Source organism: Kitasatospora sp. NPDC057198, assembly GCF_042670125.1.
Taxonomy (GTDB): Bacteria; Actinomycetota; Actinomycetes; order Streptomycetales; family Streptomycetaceae; genus Kitasatospora.
The window spans coordinates 1-21,108 of sequence record NZ_JBHUWH010000096.1 but is presented as its reverse complement, the minus strand read 5'-3'; the positions used below and the strand labels follow the sequence as shown (position 1 = coordinate 21,108).

Annotated in this window: 15 protein-coding genes; 8 read left to right on the top strand and 7 right to left on the bottom strand. The window is 74.6% G+C overall.

Features of this window, described 5'->3' with window-relative positions:
* On the bottom strand, positions 1 to 388 hold a 388-nt coding region (locus ACFUEL_RS14140; RefSeq protein WP_380236460.1), incomplete at its 3' end, for a response regulator transcription factor.
* A 245-nt stretch (positions 389 to 633) separates the two neighbouring features.
* Here ACFUEL_RS14140 and ACFUEL_RS14135 point away from each other — a divergent pair.
* Positions 634 to 2,376 carry a phosphatidylglycerol lysyltransferase domain-containing protein gene (locus ACFUEL_RS14135; protein WP_380236459.1) on the top strand — a complete coding sequence of 581 codons (1,743 nt, stop codon included), beginning with the start codon at positions 634 to 636 and terminating at the stop codon, positions 2,374 to 2,376.
* A gap of 204 nt (positions 2,377 to 2,580) precedes the next feature.
* On the top strand, positions 2,581 to 3,351 hold the full coding sequence (locus ACFUEL_RS14130; protein ID WP_380236458.1) for a hypothetical protein: 771 nt from the start codon (positions 2,581 to 2,583) through the stop codon (positions 3,349 to 3,351).
* Between the two features lie 31 nt (positions 3,352 to 3,382).
* Here the strand turns inward: ACFUEL_RS14130 and ACFUEL_RS14125 are convergent, their stop codons facing one another.
* The gene (locus ACFUEL_RS14125) at positions 3,383 to 6,028 is read right to left on the bottom strand and encodes a SpoIIE family protein phosphatase (RefSeq protein WP_380236457.1); all 2,646 of its coding nucleotides are present in this window, start codon (positions 6,026 to 6,028) and stop codon (positions 3,383 to 3,385) included.
* A 214-nt stretch (positions 6,029 to 6,242) separates the two neighbouring features.
* Here ACFUEL_RS14125 and ACFUEL_RS14120 point away from each other — a divergent pair, with 214 nt between their 5' ends.
* The 5 genes from ACFUEL_RS14120 (at position 6,243) to ACFUEL_RS14100 (ending at position 11,985) form a co-directional block, all read left to right on the top strand.
* Positions 6,243 to 7,367: a rhodanese-like domain-containing protein gene (locus ACFUEL_RS14120; protein WP_380236456.1), complete on the top strand. Its 1,125-nt coding sequence runs from the start codon at positions 6,243 to 6,245 to the stop codon at positions 7,365 to 7,367.
* A gap of 59 nt (positions 7,368 to 7,426) precedes the next feature.
* The gene (locus ACFUEL_RS14115; protein ID WP_380236455.1) at positions 7,427 to 8,053 is read left to right on the top strand and encodes a DUF5819 family protein; all 627 of its coding nucleotides are present in this window, start codon (positions 7,427 to 7,429) and stop codon (positions 8,051 to 8,053) included.
* Positions 8,050 to 9,108, top strand: a complete 1,059-nt coding sequence (locus tag ACFUEL_RS14110) for an HTTM domain-containing protein (protein ID WP_380236454.1) — start codon at positions 8,050 to 8,052, stop codon at positions 9,106 to 9,108. The genes ACFUEL_RS14115 and ACFUEL_RS14110 overlap by 4 nt, the downstream gene beginning before the upstream one ends.
* 70 nt (positions 9,109 to 9,178) lie before the next feature.
* Positions 9,179 to 11,329 (top strand): FUSC family protein, encoded by a 2,151-nt coding sequence (locus ACFUEL_RS14105; RefSeq protein ID WP_380236453.1) that lies wholly within the window; start codon positions 9,179 to 9,181, stop codon positions 11,327 to 11,329.
* A complete protein-coding gene (locus ACFUEL_RS14100) occupies positions 11,326 to 11,985 on the top strand; it encodes a TrmH family RNA methyltransferase (RefSeq protein ID WP_380236452.1) in 660 nt (219 codons plus the stop codon). The genes ACFUEL_RS14105 and ACFUEL_RS14100 overlap by 4 nt, the downstream gene beginning before the upstream one ends.
* A gap of 27 nt (positions 11,986 to 12,012) precedes the next feature.
* Here the strand turns inward: ACFUEL_RS14100 and ACFUEL_RS14095 are convergent, their stop codons facing one another.
* The 5 genes from ACFUEL_RS14095 to ACFUEL_RS14075 all read right to left on the bottom strand — a co-directional run bounded on the left by ACFUEL_RS14095 (position 12,013) and on the right by ACFUEL_RS14075 (position 19,687).
* Positions 12,013 to 13,338, bottom strand: a complete 1,326-nt coding sequence (locus tag ACFUEL_RS14095; protein WP_380236461.1) for a peptidoglycan-binding protein — start codon at positions 13,336 to 13,338, stop codon at positions 12,013 to 12,015.
* 275 nt (positions 13,339 to 13,613) lie between these two features.
* Positions 13,614 to 14,666, bottom strand: coding sequence for an XRE family transcriptional regulator (locus ACFUEL_RS14090; RefSeq protein WP_380236451.1), 1,053 nt, complete (start codon positions 14,664 to 14,666; stop codon positions 13,614 to 13,616).
* Positions 14,667 to 14,914: 248 nt separating this feature from the next.
* Positions 14,915 to 17,080: a protease pro-enzyme activation domain-containing protein gene (locus tag ACFUEL_RS14085; RefSeq protein WP_380236450.1), complete on the bottom strand. Its 2,166-nt coding sequence runs from the start codon at positions 17,078 to 17,080 to the stop codon at positions 14,915 to 14,917.
* Between the two features lie 228 nt (positions 17,081 to 17,308).
* A complete protein-coding gene (locus tag ACFUEL_RS14080) occupies positions 17,309 to 18,079 on the bottom strand; it encodes a hypothetical protein (RefSeq protein WP_380236449.1) in 771 nt (256 codons plus the stop codon).
* Positions 18,080 to 18,208: 129 nt separating this feature from the next.
* Positions 18,209 to 19,687, bottom strand: a complete 1,479-nt coding sequence (locus ACFUEL_RS14075; RefSeq protein WP_380236448.1) for an FAD-dependent monooxygenase — start codon at positions 19,685 to 19,687, stop codon at positions 18,209 to 18,211.
* Positions 19,688 to 19,825: 138 nt separating this feature from the next.
* On the opposite strand from ACFUEL_RS14075, the gene ACFUEL_RS14070 reads away from it, so the two are divergent.
* The gene (locus tag ACFUEL_RS14070; protein WP_380236446.1) at positions 19,826 to 21,061 is read left to right on the top strand and encodes a glycosyltransferase; all 1,236 of its coding nucleotides are present in this window, start codon (positions 19,826 to 19,828) and stop codon (positions 21,059 to 21,061) included.
* Positions 21,062 to 21,108: the final 47 nt, after the last annotated feature.

Below are 21,108 nucleotides of genomic sequence, written 5' to 3'. Positions count from 1 at the left end.
CGGTCGGGGAGAGCACGCTGCCGCCGGCCGCGAGCACCCGGACGGCGTGCACCAGCTGGTCGGGGGCGGTGTCCTTGAGCAGGAACCCGGCGGCGCCGGCCCGCAGCGCGGTGCCGATGTGCTCGTCGGTGTCGAAGGTGGTGAGCATCGCGACGGCGGGCGGCTCGGGCAGCGCGCGCAGCCGGCGCAGCACGCTGATGCCGTCCAGGTCGGGCATCCGGACGTCGAGCAGGACGACCTGCGGGGCGAGTTCGCGGACCAGCCGCTCGGCCTGGCCGCCGGAGCAGCCGCCGACCACCTCCAGGTCGGCTGCCGAGCCGACGATCAGGCCGAGCCCGGAACGGACCAGCACCTCGTCGTCCACGATCAGGACCCGGGTCGGCGGCATGTCTCTCCCTGTCTCTCCCGGTGGGGCCGGGTCCCTTCCCGGTGGGGCCGGCACGGGCCGGGACGGTCCGGCACCCCCGCCGATCGGCGGGGGTGGGAATCCGCTACCGGATTCACGCAATTCTCATCTCCGCTGGGCAACCATGGAAATCGGGGTCGAGTGCGCGGTACCGCGAGCGGATGCGCCCCTGTGATCGATCGTCTGGAATGGTTGCTGTGTCCACTGTGAAGACGGCTTCCCCAGCCGTGTCCCCCACCGACGGCGAGGGCCCCGGGCCGCTGGCACGGTGGCGGCCGCGGGCCGCCGCGTCGACCGTCTGGTACCTGCGGCTGATGGCCCTGCTGAACCTGCTGGCGGTGCTCTCGGTGCCCTTCCGGGCCGAGGTGCGGCGCCACAACACGGGTGAGTTCTTCACCCCGTACCTGATGACCGCGGGCCTGGTCTCGGTGTTCCTGGCGCTGTTCCTGGCGGTGGCGATGCGCCGCCGCAAACGGGCGGCGTGGCTCTTCAACACCGGTCTGGCCGGGGTGACGTTCCTCGGTTTCCTGGGCTTCCTGGCCTGGGGCGACCGGTACAAGGACCACGTCTGGAACTACTTCTCGGTGGTGCTGACCGGCCTGTTCCTGGTGGCGCTGCTGGTCTCCCGCCGGGAGTTCACCTCCAAGGGCGACCGCTCCAACCCGAAGACCGCGGCCGCCGCCGCGGTCGGCGGGCTGCTGCTGGGCGGGCTGGTCGGCTCGGTGCTGGTGCAGCTGACCAACGAGGTCTCCGGCGCGGGCTTCGGCACCCGGTTCAGCTACGCGGTGCACCGGATGATCACGCTGACCCCGTCGGAGCGGGTCCAGGACGTGGTCTCGGTGCCGACCTGGGTCAACGCGGCGATCAACGTGATGAGCGCGGTGCTGTTCCTGTTCGTGCTGTGGGTGGCGTTCCGCTCGCCGCGCGGCGAGGAGCTGCAGACCGACGAGGACCAGCGCCGGCTGCGCGAGCTGCTGGAGAAGCAGGGCGAGCGGGACTCGCTGGGCTACTTCGCGCTGCGCCGGGACAAGGCGGTGGTGTTCTCCCCGTCGGGGAAGGCGGCGATCGCCTACCGGGTGGTCGGCGGCGTCACGCTGGCCTCCGGCGACCCGATCGGCGACCCGGAGGCGTGGCCGGGGGCGATCGACGCCTGGCTGGCGGAGGCCCGCGAGCACGCCTGGGTGCCGGCCGTGATGGGCGCCTCCGAGGAGGCCGGGGTGATCTACGCCCGGCACGGGATGGACGCGCTGGAGCTGGGCGACGAGGCGATCGTCGAGCTGGACGAGTTCTCGCTGGACGGCCGGGCGATGCGGGTGGTCCGGCAGGCGTACAACCGGGTCAAGCGGGCCGGGTACACGGTGCGGATCCGCCGGCACGGGGACATCCCCGAGAGCGAGATGGCCGAGCTGGTGGCCAAGGCCGACCACTGGCGGGACGGCGCGACCGAGCGCGGCTTCTCGATGGCGCTGGGGCGGCTCGGCGACGCGGGCGACGGGCGCTGCGTGATGCTGGAGTGCTTCGACGGGGACGGCGTGCTGCGGGCGCTGCTGAGCTTCGTCCCGTGGGGCGGGCACGGCCTGTCGCTGGACCTGATGCGGCGCGACCGGGACAGCGAGAACGGCCTGATGGAGTTCATGGTGATCGAGCTCCTGCAGCGCGCGCAGGAGGTCGAGCTGGAGCGCGTCTCGCTGAACTTCGCGATGTTCCGGTCGGTCTTCGAGCGCGGTTCGAAGCTGGGCGCCGGTCCGGTGCTGCGGCTGTGGCGCTCGGTGCTGGGCTTCTTCTCCCGCTGGTGGCAGATCGAGTCGCTCTACCGGGCGAACGCGAAGTACCGCCCGATCTGGGAGCCGCGCTACCTGCTCTTCGAGAAGAGCGGCGAGATCCCCCGGATCGGCATCGCCTCGGCCCGCGCGGAGGGCTTCATCACGGTGCCGAGCATGCCGGCGCTGTTCCGCCGCCGGCACGGGTGAGACGGCTTCCCAGCCGGGTGCGGCGCGGGAAGGGGGGCGGTCCCTCCGCCGGGGGGCGGAGCGGGCCCGGCGTCGTCCTCGGGGACGACGGCGCGATGGTCTCCACGGCCGATGCCACCGGTCCTCCCGGTGCGTAGGGTCGGTGGTGGGGGCGGGAAGAGGCGGAGTCCCGGTGGGGACGGAATCGGACGGGAGAGACGGTACGTGAGGCAGATCACCCGCGCGGGGGGCGCGCGATCGAAGGTGTGGGCGGTGTTCCGCCGGGCCGCGGTCGCGGAGTGGGGGGAGCTGTTCGCCGCCGTGAAGGAGCAGCTGGTGCGGCGGAAGTTCGCCGCCGTGCCGCTGGCGACCGCGGCGACCGCGCTGGTGCTGCTGTTCTCGGTGGTGCAGCACCTGCCGGGCGGGGACAGGTTCGTGTCCGACATCGGGGTGGTGAAGGCGGCGCTGCCGCTGGACGTGTCGCTGCTGCGCACCCCGCTGTCGCTGTACGTGCCGGCCCTGGACCTGCCGGTGTGGGGCGCGCTGGCGCAGGTCTTCCTGGTGTTCGGGGTGGCCGAGGCGGTGCTGGGGCGGCGGCTGACCCTGGTGGTGGCGTACGCCTGCACCCTGGCGGGCACGCTGTTCGCCCGGATCGGGGTGGCGCTCGGCCCGCACCACGCGCTGGGCTTCCCGCGCTGGGTGGCGCACGTGCGGGACACCGGGCCGTCGGCGGCGGTGGTGGCGCTGGCCGTGGTGGTGGCGCTGCGCTGCCGGGCGTGGTGGACGGGCGGGGCGGTGGTGCTGGCGATGACGCTGGAGGCGCTGGTGCTGCCGAACCTGGCCGGTCTGGAGCACCTGGTGGCGATCAGCGCGGCGGTGCTGATCGCGGTCTGGGTCGAGGTGTTCGGCGACTACTGGCCGCGGGTGCTGACCGGGGTCGGGGCGGCCGCCGCGGTGGCCGCGAAGGGCCGGACCAGGGCGGCGGTCGCGCCGTAGGCCGCCCCGGTCCGGCTCCCGTGCCCGGCGGTCAGCCGCGCGGCAGCGGCATCTCGAAGTAGACGACCTTGCCGACCGCCTTGCGGGAGGTGCCCCACTTCTCGGCCAGCTTGCTGACCAGGTTGAGGCCGCGGCCGTGCTCGGACATCGACTCGGCGGGCTCCAGCGAGGGCAGGTTGTGGTTGTCGTCGCTGACCTCGACCAGCAGCTTGTCGACCCGGATCAGCTGGAGCTGCACCTCGGAGCGGGCCACCCGGACCGCGTTGGTGACCAGCTCGGAGACCAGCAGTTCGACGGTCTCGGCGAGCGCGTCGAGCTGCCAGGTGGCGAGCTGGTCGCGCACCAGCCGGCGGGCCCGGCCGACCTCCAGCTCGGTGACGCCGAGCTGCCAGGTGGCGACCTCGGTCGGCGGGACGCCGTCGAAGCGGGCCACCAGCAGCGCGATGTCGTCCTGCCGGTCGTCGGAGTGCAGGGTGTTCAGCACGGTGTCGCACGCCTCGTCGGGGGTCTGCCGGGGGTCGATCAGGTTGCCGCAGAGCGCCGCCAGCCCCTCCCCTATGTCGCCGCCGCGGACCTCGACCAGGCCGTCGGTGCACAGCACCAGCATCGAGCCGTCCGAGACGTCGATCTTCTTGGTCTGGAACGGCACCCCGCCGACGCCGATCGGCGCGCCGGAGGGCAGTTCCAGCAGTTCGCCGCGGCCGTCGGGGTGCACCAGGACCGGCGGGACGTGGCCGGCCGAGGCGAGTTCGCAGGTGCGGTTGATCGGGTCGTAGACGGCGTACAGGCAGGTCGCCAGGTGGTCGTCGCCGAGCTTGTGGGCCAGGTTGTCCAGGTGGCGCAGCAGCTGGCCGGGCGGCAGGTCGAGGGCGGCCAGGGTCTGCATGGCGGTGCGGAAGCGGCCCATCGCGGCGGCCGAGTGCAGGCCGTGGCCCATCACGTCGCCGACCACCAGGGCGACCCGGCTGCCGGGCAGCTGGATGGCGTCGAACCAGTCGCCGCCGACCTCGGCCTTGCGGTCGCCCGGCATGTAGCGGTGGGCGACCTGCACGCCGGGGATCCGCGGCGGGCGGGTCGGGATCATCGAGCGCTGCAGGGTGGTGGCGACCTTGGACTCGGCGCGGTGCAGCCGGGCGTTGTCCAGCGAGAGCGCGGCCCGGGCGGCGATCTCCTTGAAGGTGTCGGCGTCGGAGCGGGTGAAGGGCTTCCGGTCGGAGAGCCGCAGCAGCTTGAGGATGCCGAGCACGGCGCCGCGGGCGGACAGCGGCAGCACCAGCATCGAGCGGCCGACCACGGCGGGCTCCAGCTCGGGGCCGCCGAGCGAGGCGGCGTAGTCGACCGCGACGTCCGGCGAGATCAGCGGCACCAGCACCGGCTGGTTCTCCTGCAGGGCCAGGCCGGGCGGGGTGGAGCGCGGCATGGCGAGCAGCGAGCCCTCGTCCAGGACGTGGCTCCAGCGCTGCGAGGAGGCGTTGAAGGTGCGGGCGACCCGGCGCAGCATGGTGGCGTCGTCGGGGGAGCCGACGGGCAGTTCGGCGTCCGAGATCAGGCTGTCGAGCAGGTCGACGCAGGCGAAGTCGGCGACCCGGGGGACCAGCACCTCGCACAGTTCGCGGGCGGTGGTGTCCAGGTCGAGGGTGGTGCCGACCTGGCTGCCGACCGAGGCGAGCAGCGCGAGGTCGCCGTCGTCGGGCAGCCCGCGGACCACCTCCACGCCGGTGCCGGGGTCGGCCGTCCGGCTCGGCGGTACGGCGACGAGGGCGGCGTGGGCGGCGGTCGGTTCGGGGGCGGCGGCTGCGGGGTCGATGGCGGGGACTCCCGGGGTCGGGCCGTGGGCGGCGGCGGCGCGCGGTGCGGGGACGGAGCTGCCGGGCCGCAGGTCGGCCGGCCCGGCGGGCGGTATCCGTACCCCGGGGCGGCCCGGGGCACCCGTGCCGGGCGGCGGTCCGTCCGCGCGGCGGGCGGCGCGCTGCTGCGGGGTGGGGTAGCGGCGGCCGAGGCCGGCGGCGATCCGGGCGGTGCCGGCGCCCTCCGGGGAGGACTGGTAGGGCACCACCGGCAGCCTGGTCGCGGCGTCCACCTGCAGGGCGGGCGGGCCGGCCTGGGCGAGCGCGTCCAGCAGCCGGCGGCGGCGCTCCTCGGAGCCGGCCGGGAGCAGCGCGGCGAGCGCCCCGGCGGCCGGGCCGGGCGGGGCGAAGGCGGCGTCGACCTGCTGCGGGCGGGCGGCGGCGGGGGCGGCGGCGTACGGGACGAGGCGTTCGCCGAGGGCGATCCGGGGGCCGGTGGCGCGCAGCGGCCGGGCGTCGGCGGCCAGCGCGAGCAGCGAGCGGCCGGACGGTTCGACCAGCGGGTAGGCCCACCACAGGACGTCGCGCGGGCGCTCCTCGCGGTCGTGCACGGTGATCGGGCCGGCCCACGGGCCGTTCAGCACCAGGTCGTCGAGGGTGTCGAGGGCGTCGCCGCGCAGGGTCTGGCCGGTGCCGTCCGGGCGGGGGTCGACGGCGGGCAGCAGGCCGTGCGCGGTGCGGCCGAGGGCGACCTCGGCGCGGTGGCCGAACAGCTCCTCCGCGGTGCGGTTCCACAGTGCGATCCGGCCGTCCGGGTCGACCAGCACGGCGGCGACCCGGAGCAGGGCGACCACTCCGGCGGGTGGTGTGGAGTCGGGCTGGTCCACCATGGGTATCGGTCTGCCCCTTTTGTTGTGCTTGCTGCTCCTCCTGGCCGGTGCGCGCGTCCTTGCGCGCGCCCTCCAATGAAGCACGGAGACGGCTGGAGGAGGTAGTTAATCGGGCAGATTCGTCAGTATCAGTTGCGTGTCGCCCGTCGCGCGCCCCGGGGTCCCCCGCCCTCACCCGATCGGGTGCGCGGCGTGCCCCGGTAGGGTGGCCAGGGTGAGCGTACCGAGCGTCGAGGTGTGGGCGGACCCGGAGCGGCGGGACCTGGAGGAGCGGGTCGCGGCGGCCGAGCTGGCCTGGCTGACCCTGGACGTCGACGTGGCCACCCTGCGGGTGGAGATCGACAACTTCGCGCTGGCCCACCACCAGCTGCTCGGCCCGCTGTACGCCGAGCTGGACGAGCTGGACGCGCTGATCGCCGAGTCGGTGGCGGCGCTCAGCGGCGACCCGGAGGACCTGCGGCGGGCCCGGGAGGCCCGCGAGCGGGTCGAGCCCGCCGAGGAGCGCGGCCCGCGCGAGGGCGAGCCGGAGGCCCGCCGGGTGCGCCCGGACAAGGACGCCCAGCGGGTCTACCGCGAGCTGGCCCGCCGCGCCCACCCCGACCTGACCACCGACCCGGCCGAGCAGGAGCGCCGCTCGGCGTTCATCGCCCGGGTCAACGAGGCGTACGCGCTGGCCGACGCGGCGGAGCTGGAGCGCCTCGCCGAGGAGTGGTCCTCCTCCCCGGACTCGGCGCCCGCCGCCGACTCCCCCGACCGGCTGGGCTGGCTGCGCCAGCGCCTGGAGTGGCTGTCCGGCCGGATCACCGCGCTGGCGGTGGAGCGGGTGCGGCTGGAGCGGACGCCGATGGGCGAGCTGCTGCTGCTGCGCCCGGACGAGCCGGAGCGGCTGCTGGAGGACCTCGCCGAGCAGCTGCTGGCCACCGCGGCCGAGCGGCAGGAGCGGCTGGTCGCGCTGCTGCCCGACAATGGCCGGAACGCACCGTCCGACGACGCACCCCAGGAGAATCCCCAGATGTTCGCTCAGCTGCCCACCGCCGACGCCGCCTCGGTGCCCGCCGACGCCGTCCTGCTCGACGTCCGCGAGCAGAGCGAGTGGGACGCCGGGCACGTGGAGGGCGCGCTGCACATCCCGATCGGCCAGGTGGTGGCCCGCCTCGACGAGCTGCCCGACGGGCGGCTGTACGTGGTGTGCCGGGTCGGCGGGCGCTCCGCCCAGGTCGTGCAGTACCTGGTGGCAAACGGCCGGGACGCGGTCAACGTGGACGGCGGGATGTTCGCCTGGGAGGCCGCGGGCCGCCCGATGGTGAGCGGCGGCGGCGGGGAGCCGTTCGTCATGTAGCGGCCGCGAGGGTCCCGGCCCCTGTTCGAACAGGTGGGCGGTGCGGCAGGATGGCCGCCGTGCGCGTCTGGTCCAAGCCCGCCCGGCTGGTGCTGGTGGTCGCCGGGGTGGGCCTGGGGGCCTGCGTCCTGGCGTTCCTCGGCGTGCTCTTCCTGTACGTGGCGCCCGCGAACTCGGTGTCCAAGGAGTACCGGACGCAGATCGACTGGGTGGTGTACCCGGAGTTCGAGCAGAACTGGAAGCTGTTCGCGCCGGACCCGCTGCAGCGCAACGTCGCGGTGGACGCCCGGACGCAGAGCATCGGCGCCGACGGGAAGGTCGTCACCGGCGAGTGGCGCGGCCTGACCGCGCAGGACTGGGCGGCGATCCGGCACGACCCGGCGCCCAGCCACCTGGACCAGAACCTGCTGCGCCGGGCCTGGGACTTCTACGAGTCCACCCACGGCGGGGGCGACACCCGGGCGGCGGCCGGTTCGCGCGGGCAGCTGGCCGAGCAGTACCTGGAGCGGATCGCGCTGCAGCGGATCGGCGACGGCGGCGGCCGGGTGATCCAGGTCCAGCTGCGGGTCACGGTCACCGCCGTCGCCCCGCCGACCTGGAGCACCGAGCAGGTCGACACCGCCCCGCACTCCCGCGAGCTGCCCTGGTGGCCCGTCCAGCCCGAGGACCTGCGGGGCCTGTCGTGACGGCCCCGGCCGCCGCCGTCCGGGCCGCGCTGCCGCGCCTGCTGACCACCCTCGCCCCGTACCAGGCCGCCGTGGTGCGGATCGGCGTGGCCGGCACCTGGGGCGCCTACCTGCTGCGCGAGTGGCCCCACCGGCGGGTGCTGTACGGGGACCGCTCGCCCTGGTCGGCGGAGCTGAACGAGCGACTGCTGGCCGACACCCACGCGTTCACCGCGCTGTCCTGGAGCGACGGCCGCTGGTGGTTCGAGGCGGTGTACCTGCTGGCGCTGCTGTCGGCCCTCGCGCTGGCGCTGGGCTGGCGGACCAGGGCCTCCTCGGTGCTGTTCGCGCTGACCGTGCTGTCGCTGCAGAACCGGAACGTGTTCCTCGGCGACGGCGGCGACAACCTGGTCCACCTGATGGCGATCTACCTGGTGTTCACCCGCTGCGGCCGGGTCTGGTCGCTGGACGCCCGCCGCCGGGCCCGCCGGCCGGGCCGGGACCCGTCCGAGTGGGGCGAGCCGCGGGCGCTGGCCGACGCGCTGGCCGCGATGCTGCACAACTGCGCGATGCTGGTGATCGCCGTCCAGGTGGTGCTGGTGTACGCCACGGCCGGCTGGTACAAGGTGCAGGGCACCCGCTGGCAGGACGGCACCGCGGTCTTCTACCCGCTGAAGCTGGACTACTTCACGCCCTGGCCGGAGCTGTCCGGGCTGCTCGGCGGCAGCCTGCTGGTCACCTTCGCGCTGACCTACGGCACCGTGGTCATGCAGGTCGGCTTCCCGTTCTCGCTGGCCGCGCGGCGGCTGAAGAACGTGCTGCTGGCGGTGATGGTGGTCGAGCACCTGGCGATCGCGCTGCTGCTCGGGCTGCCGTTCTTCTCGCTGGCGATGGTCTCGGCGGACGCGGTGTTCCTGCCCACCGCCTTCCTGCTGGCGGTGCAGGCGCGGCCGGCGGCGTGGTGGGCGGCCCGGCGGGCGGCGGGGCGGGCGGGTGAACCGGCCGGGCCGGCGGGTGAACCGGCCGGGCCGGTGGAAGCGGTGGCGGCCGAGCCGGCGGGCGGGTCGGACGGCTGAGGGTCCGGGCGGCCGACGGGTCGCCGGGCGGCCGACGGGTCGCGGCGCGAAAAGTGGTTAAGCTCACGGTATGTCCTGGTTCACCGCCCTGCGCGACACCGCGAAGGCCGGGCTGACCGTGGACCGCTCGCTGACCAACCCGAAGCGGGCGCTGCGCGGGGCGGTGGCCGCCGCGCTGGTGGTCTTCCCGACGCTGCTGCTGTTCGGGCCCGCGCAGGCGACCTCGGCCGCGATGGGCGCGTTCATCGCGGGCACCGCGACCTTCCAGCGCTCGTTCCGCCCGCGCGCCTCGCTGGCGCTGGTGGCGGCGGCCGGGCTGGGCCTGTCGACCTTCCTGGGGTACGTCGCGGTCGGCATCCCGGGCGCGTACCCGGTGCTGCTGGCGCTGTGGGCGTTCGGCGCCGGGCTGGCCTGGGCGATCGGGCCGACCGCGGGCGTGGTGGCCGCGAACACGCTGGCCGTGATGATGGTGGTGGTGCAGCTGCCGGTGTCGGTGCCCACCGCGGTCGAGCACGGGCTGCTCTGCTCGGTCGGCGGCGCCGTCCAGGCGCTGGTGGTGACGCTCTGGCCGATCGACAGCTGGCGGGCCCAGCGCGACGCGCTGGCCGACATCTACGCCGGGCTCGGCGACTACGCCCGCCGCCTGCGGCACGACCCGGTGGCGCAGGTCGACCCGGAGCCGTTCATCGTCGGCCGGCAGGCCGCCCGGCTGACCGCCCGGCAGGCCCGGCGCCGCCCGCCCGAGCTGCGCGGGCTGCGGACCATCGCCGAGCGGATCCGCCCGGCGCTGGCGGCGCTGGCCGACCCGCGGGTCGGGGCCGCCGAGGAGGGCCCGGAGCGGGACCGGGCCCGGGAGGTGCTGGCCGCCGCCGCCGAGGTGCTGGACGCGCTGACCCGGGCGATCCGCAGCGGCGACCCGCTCCGGCTGCCCAAGGACACCCCGGGCCTGACGCTGGCCCGCCCCGGCAGCGGCAGCGGCGAGGACCTGCTGCGCGGCGGCGCCCGGCGCTCGGCCCGCCGGCTGTCCGGCCTGCTGGGCCGGGCCGCGGACCGGCTCGACCGGCAGGACCGCGGCACCGTGCAGACCCGCACCGAGCCCACCACCGGCCTGCGCCGCCCGCCGCTGGCCAAGGTCGCGCCCGTCGCGCTGGCCACCGTCGGGCGGCAGCTGCACCGGCACTCGGCGATCTTCCACCACGCGGCGCGGATGGCGGTGGTGGTCACCTCCGCCTACCTGGCCGCCCGGCTGCTGCGGATCGAGCACGGCTACTGGGCGCCGATGACCACCGCGATGGTGATGCGCCCGGACTTCGCGCAGACCTTCAGCCGCGGCGTCGCCCGGGTGGCCGGGACGGCCGCCGGGGTGCTGCTGTCCACCACCGTGGTGCAGCTGTTCGACCCGGGCGACTGGGTGCTGGCGGTGCTGGCGGTGTGCTGCATGGGGCTGGCGTACCTGACCATGCGCACCGGGTACGCGGTGACCACGGTGGCGATCTCCTCGTACGTGGTGTTCCTGCTCGGCCTCCAGCCGGGCGACCCGGTGCGGCTGGCGGTGGACCGGGTGTCGATGACGCTGCTGGGCGGGTTCGTCGCGCTCGCCGCGTACGCGCTGTTCCCGACCTGGCAGACCGCCCGGCTGCCGGAGCGCCTGGCCGAGTGGCTGGCTTCGGCGGGGCGGTACGCGGCGGCGGTGTTCACCGCGTACGGGGACCCGGCGGGCGGGCACGCGGAGAAGGACGTGCGGCCGGCGCTGCTGGACGTGCGGGAGGCGCGCAGCGAGATGCTGGCGGCGCTGGACCGGGCCGAGGTGGAGCCGGTGCGGCACGACGAGCAGGTGCTGCGGGAGCTGACCCGCAAGCAGTTCGACAAGGCCCGCTCGGCGGTCGGCATGCTGGACCGCTCCACCGTCCTGCTGGAGGCCCACCTGCCGGGGGAGGACGCCCCGCCGGTGCCCGGGGCCGCCGCGTTCGGCGAGGAGCTGCGGGACGCCACCGCGCTGGCCGCCGCCGCGGTGCTGCTCGGCCAGGACGTCGACTTCACCGCGCTGCGCGAGGCCCACCGCACCTGGGACCACCAGCTGGCCGCCCTGCCCGGGGACGACCGGATCGACGTCACCCGGGCCGGGGCCCGGCTGGTCATGCAGGCGCTGACCGAGCTGGAGCGCTCGGTGCGGACGCGGAAGAAGCCGGTGCGGGCCGAGCCCGTACCGTTGGGGGCGTGAGCGACACCTCGGTGCCCCAGCTGGGCGAGCAGTACGACGACCTTGGCGACGACCGCGAGATCGGCGTCGGCCCGCACCCGGAGCCGTGGCCCGCCGACCCCCGGCTGGACCCGGAGCTGCTGGCCGCGGGCGACCGGCGCAACGTGGTGGACGGCTACCGGTACTGGCGGCACGAGGCGATCGTCGCGGACCTGGACACCCGGCGGCACGGCTTCCACGTCGCGGTGGAGAACTGGCAGCACGACTTCAACATCGGCTCGGTGGTGCGCACCGCGAACGCCTTCCTGGCCGAGGAGGTGCACATCGTCGGGCGGCGGCGGTGGAACCGGCGCGGCGCCATGGTCACCGACCGCTACCAGCACGTGCGCCACCACGGCTCGGTGGCCTCGCTGGCCGCCTACGCGGCGGAGCGCGGGCTGCCGGTGATCGGGATCGACAACCTGCCGGGCGCGGTGCCGCTGGAGACCTTCCGGCTGCCGGAGCGCTGCGTGCTGCTGTTCGGGCAGGAGGGGCCGGGGCTGACCGCCGAGGCGTGGGAGCACGCGGCGGCGGTCTGTTCGATCGCGCAGTTCGGCTCGACCCGCTCGATCAACGCGGGCGCGGCCGCGGCGATCGCCATGCACGCCTGGGTGCGGGAGCACGCCGCGTCCTCCTGAGCGCGGCGGGCCCCCGCCGGGGGCGGTTCAGGAGAACAGCAGCTTCCAGGTGTGCGGGCCGGGGTAGCCGTCGGCCTCGGCGCCGCTCCAGCCCTGGGCGCGCTGGAAGGCGGCCACGTTCAGCCGGTCGGCCTCGCCCCAGTCCCGGCTGGGGCCCTCCCGGTAGGCGGCGCCGAAGCCCTTGGCGACCAGCCGCCGCCCGAGCAGCAGCACGTCGTCGTTGACCCGGCCGGGGCCGAACCGGTCGGCGCCGGGGAAGGGCGGGGCCTGGGCGGGCGGCGGGGGGTTCGGGGTGCCGGGGGCCGGGGCGGGCGGCGTTGTCGTCGTCGGGGCCGTCGGCGTCGTCGGGGCGGGTGCCGGGGCGGTGGCGGCGGGCGGGATGTCCTTGCCCCTGTGGTGCACCAGGTAGTCCCAGGTGTCCTTGCCCGGGTAGCCGTCGGCCTCGCTGCCGCGCCAGCCCTGGGCCAGCTGGAACGCCTCGGTGGCCTTCCGGTCGGCCTCGCCCCAGTCCGGGCTGGGCCCCTCCCGGTAGAACCGGCCGCCGCCCCGCTCGACCAGCATCTTCCCCAGCCGGGTCACGTACGCGTTGACCTTGCCGGGCCCGAACTTGTCCGCCCCGGGGAAGGCGTCGGAGTCCGGCGCGGGCATGGGCTGGCTCAGCCCCTTGTAGCGGTACGGGAGGTAGCCGCTCGCGTTGCTCCAGTACGCGTACGGGGTGCTGCGCTTGGTGGTGCCCGGCCGGGTCTGCTCCAGGGCGGTGTAGCGGGTGTGCGCGGCGTCCACCCAGCCGCCGAACAGGACGGTGTGCGAGCCGCCCTCCGGGTCCTTGGGGTTGTTGTAGATCAGCGCGTCGCCGGGCTGGAGGTCGTCCTTGCCGATCCGGTCGGCGAAGTCCGGCAGCGTCCAGGTGGTCTGGCTGCTGCCCAGGCCCCAGGCCATCGAGACGAAGCCCGAGCAGTCCTGCCGGTAGCCGTCCGACCAGTACTCGGCCATGCTGTACGGCACCTTCCGGTCCACCCAGGTCTGCGCCCGGCGCAGGATCTCGGCCCGGGTGGTGGCGGGCTGGGCGGCTGTCGAGCGGCGGGCGGAGGGGTCCGCGCCGTGGGGCCCGGCCACCTCGCCCTGCGGGGTGTCGGGTATCAGCGGGCTGCTGTCGGTGCGCGGCGCGGCCGCGGCGAGCGAGAGCGCGGGGCCGCCCAGCACGCTGCCGGCGGCGGCTATCAGGACGGCCGCGCGGCGGGCCCCGAGGGGGCGGTGGCGGGGGGAGCGGACGGCGTGCAGCCGGGCCCGGCGGCGGTCGGCGCAGCCGCCGCAGGCGCAGGAGTCGTCCGGCTCGATGTCGCTGAACTCCATCAGCACGGGTGGGTTCCGCCTTTCCTCGTGAGCTCGCTGAGTGGGACTCACGTTCCCCGGGGGAGGCGGCGCGGACCACCTGATGGGGTGCCGGGCAGGGCGGTTCGGGTGAACGCGCGCACCGCGGGGTCGGGCGTGGCGAGGGTCGAAACGGGGCCGAAGGGATGAAAGGGGCGAAAGCACACGAAGTGGAAGGAAAGGTAATAAAGAGGAACGAATGGGAGGGAAAGGGAAGGATAGGGAAGAATCAGGAGGGAAGCGGACGGACGGGAGGGTCACTCCCACTGCCAGCGGATGCCGACCTGGCCGGGCTGCTGGTCGGCGGTGAGCACGTGGGCGCTGGCCGAGGCGCCGATCCACAGCGGCTCGCGGTGCCGGTCCACCTCGGTGCCGGGGGCGCGGTCGAAGCGTTCGCACTGGACCGGGACGGCGGCGGGGTCGAAGTGCACCTGGAGGACGTACTCGCGCACCGGCGCCGGGAAGAACCGCCCGTAGTCGGTGGTGGGGCCGGAGTCGGGGATGTGCACCTCGTACTCCAGGACGGTGGAGTCGCCCAGCGCCAGCGGCCGGTCGAGCAGCAGCTCGGCGACCAGCAGGCCGCTGAGCGGGCGGCGGCGGACCCGGCCGAGGCGGGCGTGCCGGACGGAGGTGATCTCGGGGCAGCTCTGCACGCCCTCGTCGGCCTTGTGGACGACCACGTGCCGGGTGACGCCGTCCACGGTGGCCCGCACCACCTGGCGCATCCGCAGCAGGTGGCCGCGGCGGGAGGCGTCCACGTAGTAGGCGTCGTGGATGGACTGGCGCTCCAGCTGGCCGGCCGGCGGGGCGTCGAGCTCGGCGAACACCTCGACCAGCTCGGCCTGGCCGGGCCAGACCTGTTCCAGCCGCAGGCCGTCGGGGGCCGGGCCCTGGGTGACCCAGCGGCCGCGCGGGCGGGGCGGGCCGAGCAGGGCGGTGAGCGCGGTGTGGCGCAGGCCGAGCAGTTCCTCCAGCAGGTGCACGGCGCGCAGCGAGGTGGCGCGCTCGGGCTGGCTGCGGCCGCGCCGCCAGTAACTGAGCGTGGTGACGCTGACCCTGATGCCCTGTTTGGCGAGCGCGGCGCGGATCCGGTCGAGGCTGAGGCCGCTGCTCTCGATGGCGGCGTTGAGCACCTCGGCGAAGCCGCCCGCCGGAGCCTGCGGGGCCGGTAGGGCGGCCTGGGCGGACGGGGTCTGCGGAGCGGCCGGCTCCGGCGGGGCCGGCGGGACGGGCGGCGGTAGTTCGCCACTGTGGTCGCGCTGTCCGACCAGTCGGAGCCGGCCGGCGTGCTGCGGTTGTTGCGAGCCCATGCGACACCTTCCCCACCCGGCGGGTTCGGCGGGATCACCCCCGGCGCCACGGTGCTCGGCCGGTGCATCGGTGGTGCGCCGCCGAGCGTGTGGGAACCCTATGAGGGTTGAGAGGCTACGTCATTAATCAGGACATATGACAGTGGTCACGACAAGCATTTCGCAAGCGGACCGAACCGGCAACACCGCCGACACACGGGTGCCGGGAGACCCGCGGAGGGTCCCCCGGCACCCGGGTCGATGCGGGGTCAGGACACGGCGAGCGCGGTGTCGTCGACCACGAACGAGGTCTGCAGCGAGGAGTCCTCGACCGCGCTGAACTTCACCGTGACGCTCTGGCCCGCGTAGGCCGACAGGTCGATGCTCTTCTGGGTGTAGCCGGTGGCGGCGTTGACGTTCGAGTGGGTCGCCACCGTGGTGCCGTTGACGGTGACGGTCAGCTTGTCGTAGGCGGTGCTGCTGGTCTCGGCGGTGTCGACGTGCAGCCAGTAGCTGAACGTGGCCTTGCAGCCGGCCGGGATGCTGACGGTCTGCGCGAGGGTGTCGGTGTGGCTGGAGCCGTAGCCGTCCATCCACGCCTTCCAGGAGCCGCCGTGCGCGGCCTCGGAGGAGGAGTTGTCGACCACGCCGGAGGAGGCGGTCCAGGGGGAGGCGCTGCCGGTCTCGAAGCCGGGGTTGCCGAGCAGCTGGGCGGCGGTGCACGAGCCGGTGGGCGGCGGGGTGGTGCCGCCGGAGCCGAGCAGGGCGTTCGCCAGGCCGTCGGCGACCGGGGAGCCCCAGCCGGTGACCTGGTCGTAGCCGGCCCTGGTGGCGAAGTCCTGGTTGGCGCCGCTGGTGACGTCGTGGAAGGCGCCGCCGTAGGAGGAGGAGTTGGTGACGGCGTAGATCTTCGGGTTGGCCTCGCCGAGCACCGGCTTGGTGGCGGCCTTGGCCTTCTGGTTGTACAGCGCGGCGAAGCCGGACCACAGCGGGGCCGCCGCCGAGGTGCCGCCGTAGACCTGCCAGCCGGGGGCGGAGCTGCCCTGGGTGTAGATCGCGAAGCCGCTGTTCGGGTCGGCGTTGGAGGAGACGTCCGGGACGGTGCGCATGGTGCCGGTGACGTTGGTGCCGGTCTGCCAGCTCGGCTTGGCGAACTGGGTGGAGACCCCGCCGCCCGCCGTCGACCAGGCGCTCTCCGAGCTGTAGGAGGTGCCGGAGACCTTCAGGTTGGTGCCGCCGACACCCGTGTTGTACGGGCTGGAGGCGGGGAAGTCCACCGCCTTCACGGTGGAGCCGGAGGTCGAGCGGGTGCAGTCCCGGGAGCCGTCGTCGCCGGAGGCCGAGAAGATCGAGATGCCCTGGGCGGCGGCCTGCTTGAAGGAGTTGTTCACCGCGGTCATCGAGGAGGCGGTGGTGTCCGGCTCGCAGGAGCCCCAGGAGATGGAGATCACCGAGACCCGGTTGTCCGAGACGATCTTCGCGGCCATGTCGATCTCGCCCTGGTCGCTGTTGGGCGCCTCGTAGACCAGCTGGGTGGCCTTCGGGGCGACGCCGCGGACGATCTCGGAGTCCAGCTCCACCTCGCCCTGGCCCTCGCCGGGCTTGGAGTCGTAGTTGGCGCCGTCCACCGGGACGGTGGTCACCGCCGGGCCGGACAGGCCGAACTGGCTGTCGTAGGTGGTCAGGTTCGAGGACTTGTAGCCGTCGAACTCCCAGAGCGCCACCGTGGAGCCGGTGCCGTCCGCGCCCAGCTGGTTCAGCCGGTACGCGCCGTCGTACGTCGCCGGGCCGTAGCCGGACGGGGTGGCGTGCGGGGCGGACGCCTGCGGCTTCGCGAGCCGGGTGGTGCGCACGGTGTGGTCGTTCAGGCCGCTGACGCCCTCGACCACGCCCGCCAGCGCGGCCGGCACCGAGGCGGCGGCGTCGTTGGCGAAGAACACCCGGCCGCCCTGCTGCGGGTCGGTGTACGTCGACTCGTGGGTGCCGAAGGCGGCGGACAGCCGCGCGCTGGTGCCGGTGGCGTTCACCACCTGGCGGTTGGCGCTGACCGAGTCGACCTTCAGGCCCTGGGCGGTGAGGAACGCCCGGACCTGCTCGACGTCGGCCGCGGTCGGGCCGAACCGGTCGGTGAATTGCGCGGGCGTCAGGTAGTGCCCGTACTCGGCGGTGCCGGGGGTGGCGACCGCGGTCAGGAAACGGTCCAGTTCGGCGGTGTTCCGCAATTTCAGCGAGACCGCCACGGATATCTCCCGGTCGGCCGGCAGGTCGCCCTGCCGGTGCGAGCGGGCGACGGCCGGGGTGACGGTCTGCGGCAGGGCCACCCGGGCGGTGGCGTTGGGGGACGGCGCGGCCTGGGCGGGGGCGGTTCCCAGGCTGATCGCGGCGAGGGGAAGGACCGCGAGGGCGGCGGCAAGGGCGAGCGAGCGGGGTCGCACGGGCTCCTCCGGAAATCTGGCGGCGTTCCGGGTTTCGAAAACGCTCGCCAGAATCTCTCAGAGAACTCGCAGGAATAGGCCCATGCCTGAGCAATTGCTTACTAAAGAACAGTCAACTGTGAAGTGCGGGCCCAATTCAGTGAATTGGTTCAATTCCGGTGCGGCTGAAACTGAAAAGGCGTCCGTGCGGTGGTCGGCCGTCGGACCGGCCGCCGGGAGGGGCCGGCGCTACTTGCCGGTCCTGATCACTTCGTCGGACGGCGGCGGCACCGCCCGGACCGGCTGGTCGAACTCGCTGAACTTCATGCTGCTGTTGTTGTCGGTCTCCAGTGAGAGCAGGCGGGGCTCGCCGTCCCCGCTGAACAGCACCGGCGCGCCGGCCTTGTTCCCCTCGAACAGCTTGAAGCCGAGGATGTTCACCCCGTCGACGACCATGGGCAGCGCCTTGCCGCCGGCGGTCACCGCACCCTCGAACGCGGCCTGGCCGGCGGTCTCCTGGATCGGCAGGGCCAGGTCGCAGAACCGGGCGTAATCGGCGCCGGCGCCGGTCTCCTTGGGGTAGAGGAACCAGTCGTCGCCGAGGGTGGCGGCCGCGTCGGGGACGTCGAGCGTGGAGATGAATTCGGCGTCCGGCTTGAGCCACAGGTCGCCGCTGCTGTTGCGGATCACCTGGCCGCCGCCCGAGCCCTCGATGGTCATCGTGCCGACGCAGTTGCCGGCCCGGTCCACGGAGAGGACGCCGGACGCCTTCCCGGTGGGGGCGGCCTGCGTGAAGGTGATCTTGACGGAGCCGAGCTTCGCCCCGGCCGCCCGGGCCTTCGCCACGATCTCGTCCGGGGTCGGCCCCGTCGGGGCGCTGCTCGCCGCACGGGGCGAGGCGGCGGTGGAGGCGGGGGCGGCGGCGTCGGCCCCGCCGGACTTTTCTGGGCCGCAGGCGGCGAGCAGGGCGATCGCGGTGACGGACAGGGTGGTGGCTGCGAGCAGCCGGTTGGTGCGCATCGGTGCTACTTCCGGTTCAAGGGGCTTTCGGCCGCGCAAGTCTGACAGCCACCCAGGGCCGTTCGTGTACCAGCCCCCCCCGCGGGCGCGCCGTGACCGGGCCGGCGGCGGGGGACGCGCTGTGCACGGTCAGGGGCGGCCGAGCCACTGGCTCAGCGCCGCCCGCAGTTCGCCCCTGGTCGGGTCCGCGCAGGCCCAGGCCGCGTGCCCGTCCGGGCGCACCAGCAGCACGGTGTCGCGCAGCTTGCCGTGCGGGTCGGCGGGGGCCGCGGTGACCACCCGGTCCGCCCAGGAGTCCGCCACCGACAGCTCGTCGTTGCTGATCAGCACCGCCTTCCCGGAGCGCAGCGCCTCGTACAGCCGGGCCGGGCCGCCCGGCGCGTCCACCGCCAGCCGCAGGTCCGGGAGGCGGCGGCCGACCAGCGGGTGGGCGCCCTTCTCGGCCGGGTAGGCGTGGCCGATGCCGGAGACCTGCTTGGCGCCCAGCTCGGCCAGCGGGCCCAGGTGGCCGGCGGCCGCGCCGATCGCCGAGCGCAGCGCCCGGGTCGGGGCGTGCCGGCCCTGGGCGAGCCGGACCAGGGCGCCGGAGGAGCGCAGCACCGCCCGGCCGACCGGGTGGCGCTCGGTCTGGTAGGTGTCCAGCAGGGCGTCGGGGGACCAGCCGCGGAGCACCGCGACCAGCTTCCAGCTCAGGTTGGCGGCGTCCTGCAGGCCGGTGTTCATGCCCTGGCCGCCGGCCGGGGAGTGGCAGTGCGCGGCGTCCCCCGCGAGCAGCACCCGGCCGGAGCGGTAGCTGGGGGCCTGGCGCTCGTCGCTGTGGAAGCGGGAGGTCCAGCGGGCCTCGCCCATGCCGTAGTCCTGCCCCGTCACCTCGCGCAGCAGGTCGGCGAGTTCGGCCGGCACGACCGGCGCGGAGTCCGGCGCCTGGTGCTCGCGGCTCCAGCCGATCACCCGGTACCAGCCGTCCCCGAACGGGGCCAGGAAGGCGAAACCGGCCTCGCCCGCGCCCGCCGTCAGCGGCTCCTCCGGCTCCCGCTCCAGCCGGACGTCGGCCAGCATCACCGAGCGCACTGCGGCCTCGCCGGGGAACGGGACGCCCAGAAGGTCGCGCACCGAGGAGTGCACGCCGTCCGCGCCCACCGCGTACCGGGCCCGCAGGGTCTGCTCGGACCCGTCGGCGACGCGGGCGGTCAGCGTGACGCCCCCGGCGTCCTGCCGCAGGCCGGTCACCTCGGTGCCGCGGCGCAGTTCGGCACCCGCCTTGACGGCCCGCTCGCGCAGCACCCGCTCGGTGTTGTACTGCGGGGTGACCAGCACGAACGGGAAGCGGGTGGGCAGCGCGGCGAAGTCGACCCGGAGCCGGCCGAACACCCGCATCGAGGGCATCACCGTGCCGGTGGCGATCAGCTCCTCGGCCAGGCCGCGGGCGTCCAGCAGCTCCAGGGTGCGCGCGTGCACGGCGAACGCCCTGGTCAGGCCGGACTCCTCGGCCCGCTTCTCCAGCACCGTGACCCGCAGGCCGGCCGCGGCCAGGTCTCCGGCCAGCAGCAGGCCGGTCGGGCCGGCGCCGACCACCAGCACGTCGGCGGTGAACTCCGTCTCGGACATCCGTCTCTCCCCTTCGTCATGCCGCGCGGGCCGGTGGGCACCGGGCGGAGTCCACGGCGGGCCCCGGCGCCCGGGTTCTCAGCGGGCTCTCAGAGTGCCATCATCGCGGGCCCATCAGGGACTGTGAACCTCCTTCCCATGACACAGCCAGCGATGCGCCAGACCCTGCGGCCCGCCCCGGCGGTCGACGGCCCCGGCCGGGCCGGCACCGTGGTGCGGACCAGGCTCGTGGAGATCGTCGTACCCGTGTACAACGAGCAGCACTCGCTGGAGCGCTGCGTCCGCGAGCTGCACGCCTACCTCGGGCAGACGTTCCCGTACGACTACCTGATCACCGTGGCGGACAACGCCTCGGTCGACGGCACCTGGGAGGTCGCGACCGCGCTGGCCGCGGAGCTCGGGCCGGTGCGTGCCGTGCACCTCGACCTCAAGGGGCGGGGGCGGGCGCTGCGGCAGGTGTGGGGCGACAGCGAGGCCGACGTGGTGGCCTACATGGACGTCGACCTGTCGACCGGCCTGGAGGCGTTCCTGCCGCTGGTCGCGCCGCTGCTGTCCGGCCACAGCGACCTGGCCATCGGCAGCCGGCTGCACCGCGGCTCGGCGGTGGTGCGCGGCCCCAAGCGGGAGTTCATCTCGCGCACCTACAACCTGCTGCTGCGGGCCACCATGGCGGCCGGGTTCTCCGACGCCCAGTGCGGGTTCAAGGCGGGCCGCACCGAGGTGGTCAAGCGGCTGCTGGACGAGGTCGAGGACAACGCCTGGTTCTTCGACACCGAGCTGCTGCTGCTCGCCGAAGCCTCCGGCCTGCGCATCCACGAAGTCCCGGTGGACTGGGTGGACGACCCCGACAGCCGGGTCGACATCGTCCGCACCGTCGTCGACGACCTCAAGGGCATGGCCCGGGTGGCCCGGCGCACCCTGGCCGGCCGGGGCGGCGTCGACCTGCCCGACCGGGTCCGGCAGGCGCGGGTGCCGCCGGGCCTGGGGTGGCAGAGCGTCAGCTTCGCGGTGATCGGCGGACTGTGCACGCTGGCCTACCTGCTGCTGTACCTGGGGCTGCGGCAGGCGGTGCCCGCGCTCGCCGCCAACGCGGCGGCGCTGGCCGTCACCGCCGTCTTCAACACCGCCGCCAACCGGCGCTTCACCTTCGGCGTGACCGGGCGCCGGGACGCCCTCAAGCACCAACTGGAGGGCGGGCTGGCCTTCCTGGTCGGCCTGGCGCTCACCAGCGGCGCCGTCGCCGCCCTGCACGCCGCCTCGCCCGGCGCCGGGCACGGGACGGAGCTGGCGGTGCTGGTGGCGGCGAACGCGGCCGCGACGCTGGTGCGGTTCGTGCTGCTGCGGGTGTGGGTGTTCAACCCCCGGCGCGCGTAGGGGATTTCGCCGAGACCCCCTGTCCCCACCCCCCTCCGGGACAGGGC

What these genes read in the sequence shown, in the direction of transcription:
- ACFUEL_RS14125 (WP_380236457.1), bottom strand. Translation starts at nt 6,028, where the DNA reads ATGGTGGACCAGCCCGACTCCACACCACCCGCCGGAGTGGTCGCCCTG.
- ACFUEL_RS14105 (WP_380236453.1), top strand. Translation starts at nt 9,179, where the DNA reads ATGTCCTGGTTCACCGCCCTGCGCGACACCGCGAAGGCCGGGCTGACC.
- ACFUEL_RS14095 (WP_380236461.1), bottom strand. Translation starts at nt 13,338, where the DNA reads ATGGAGTTCAGCGACATCGAGCCGGACGACTCCTGCGCCTGCGGCGGC.
- ACFUEL_RS14090 (WP_380236451.1), bottom strand. Translation starts at nt 14,666, where the DNA reads ATGGGCTCGCAACAACCGCAGCACGCCGGCCGGCTCCGACTGGTCGGA.
- ACFUEL_RS14080 (WP_380236449.1), bottom strand. Translation starts at nt 18,079, where the DNA reads ATGCGCACCAACCGGCTGCTCGCAGCCACCACCCTGTCCGTCACCGCG.
- ACFUEL_RS14075 (WP_380236448.1), bottom strand. Translation starts at nt 19,687, where the DNA reads ATGTCCGAGACGGAGTTCACCGCCGACGTGCTGGTGGTCGGCGCCGGC.
- ACFUEL_RS14070 (WP_380236446.1), top strand. Translation starts at nt 19,826, where the DNA reads ATGACACAGCCAGCGATGCGCCAGACCCTGCGGCCCGCCCCGGCGGTC.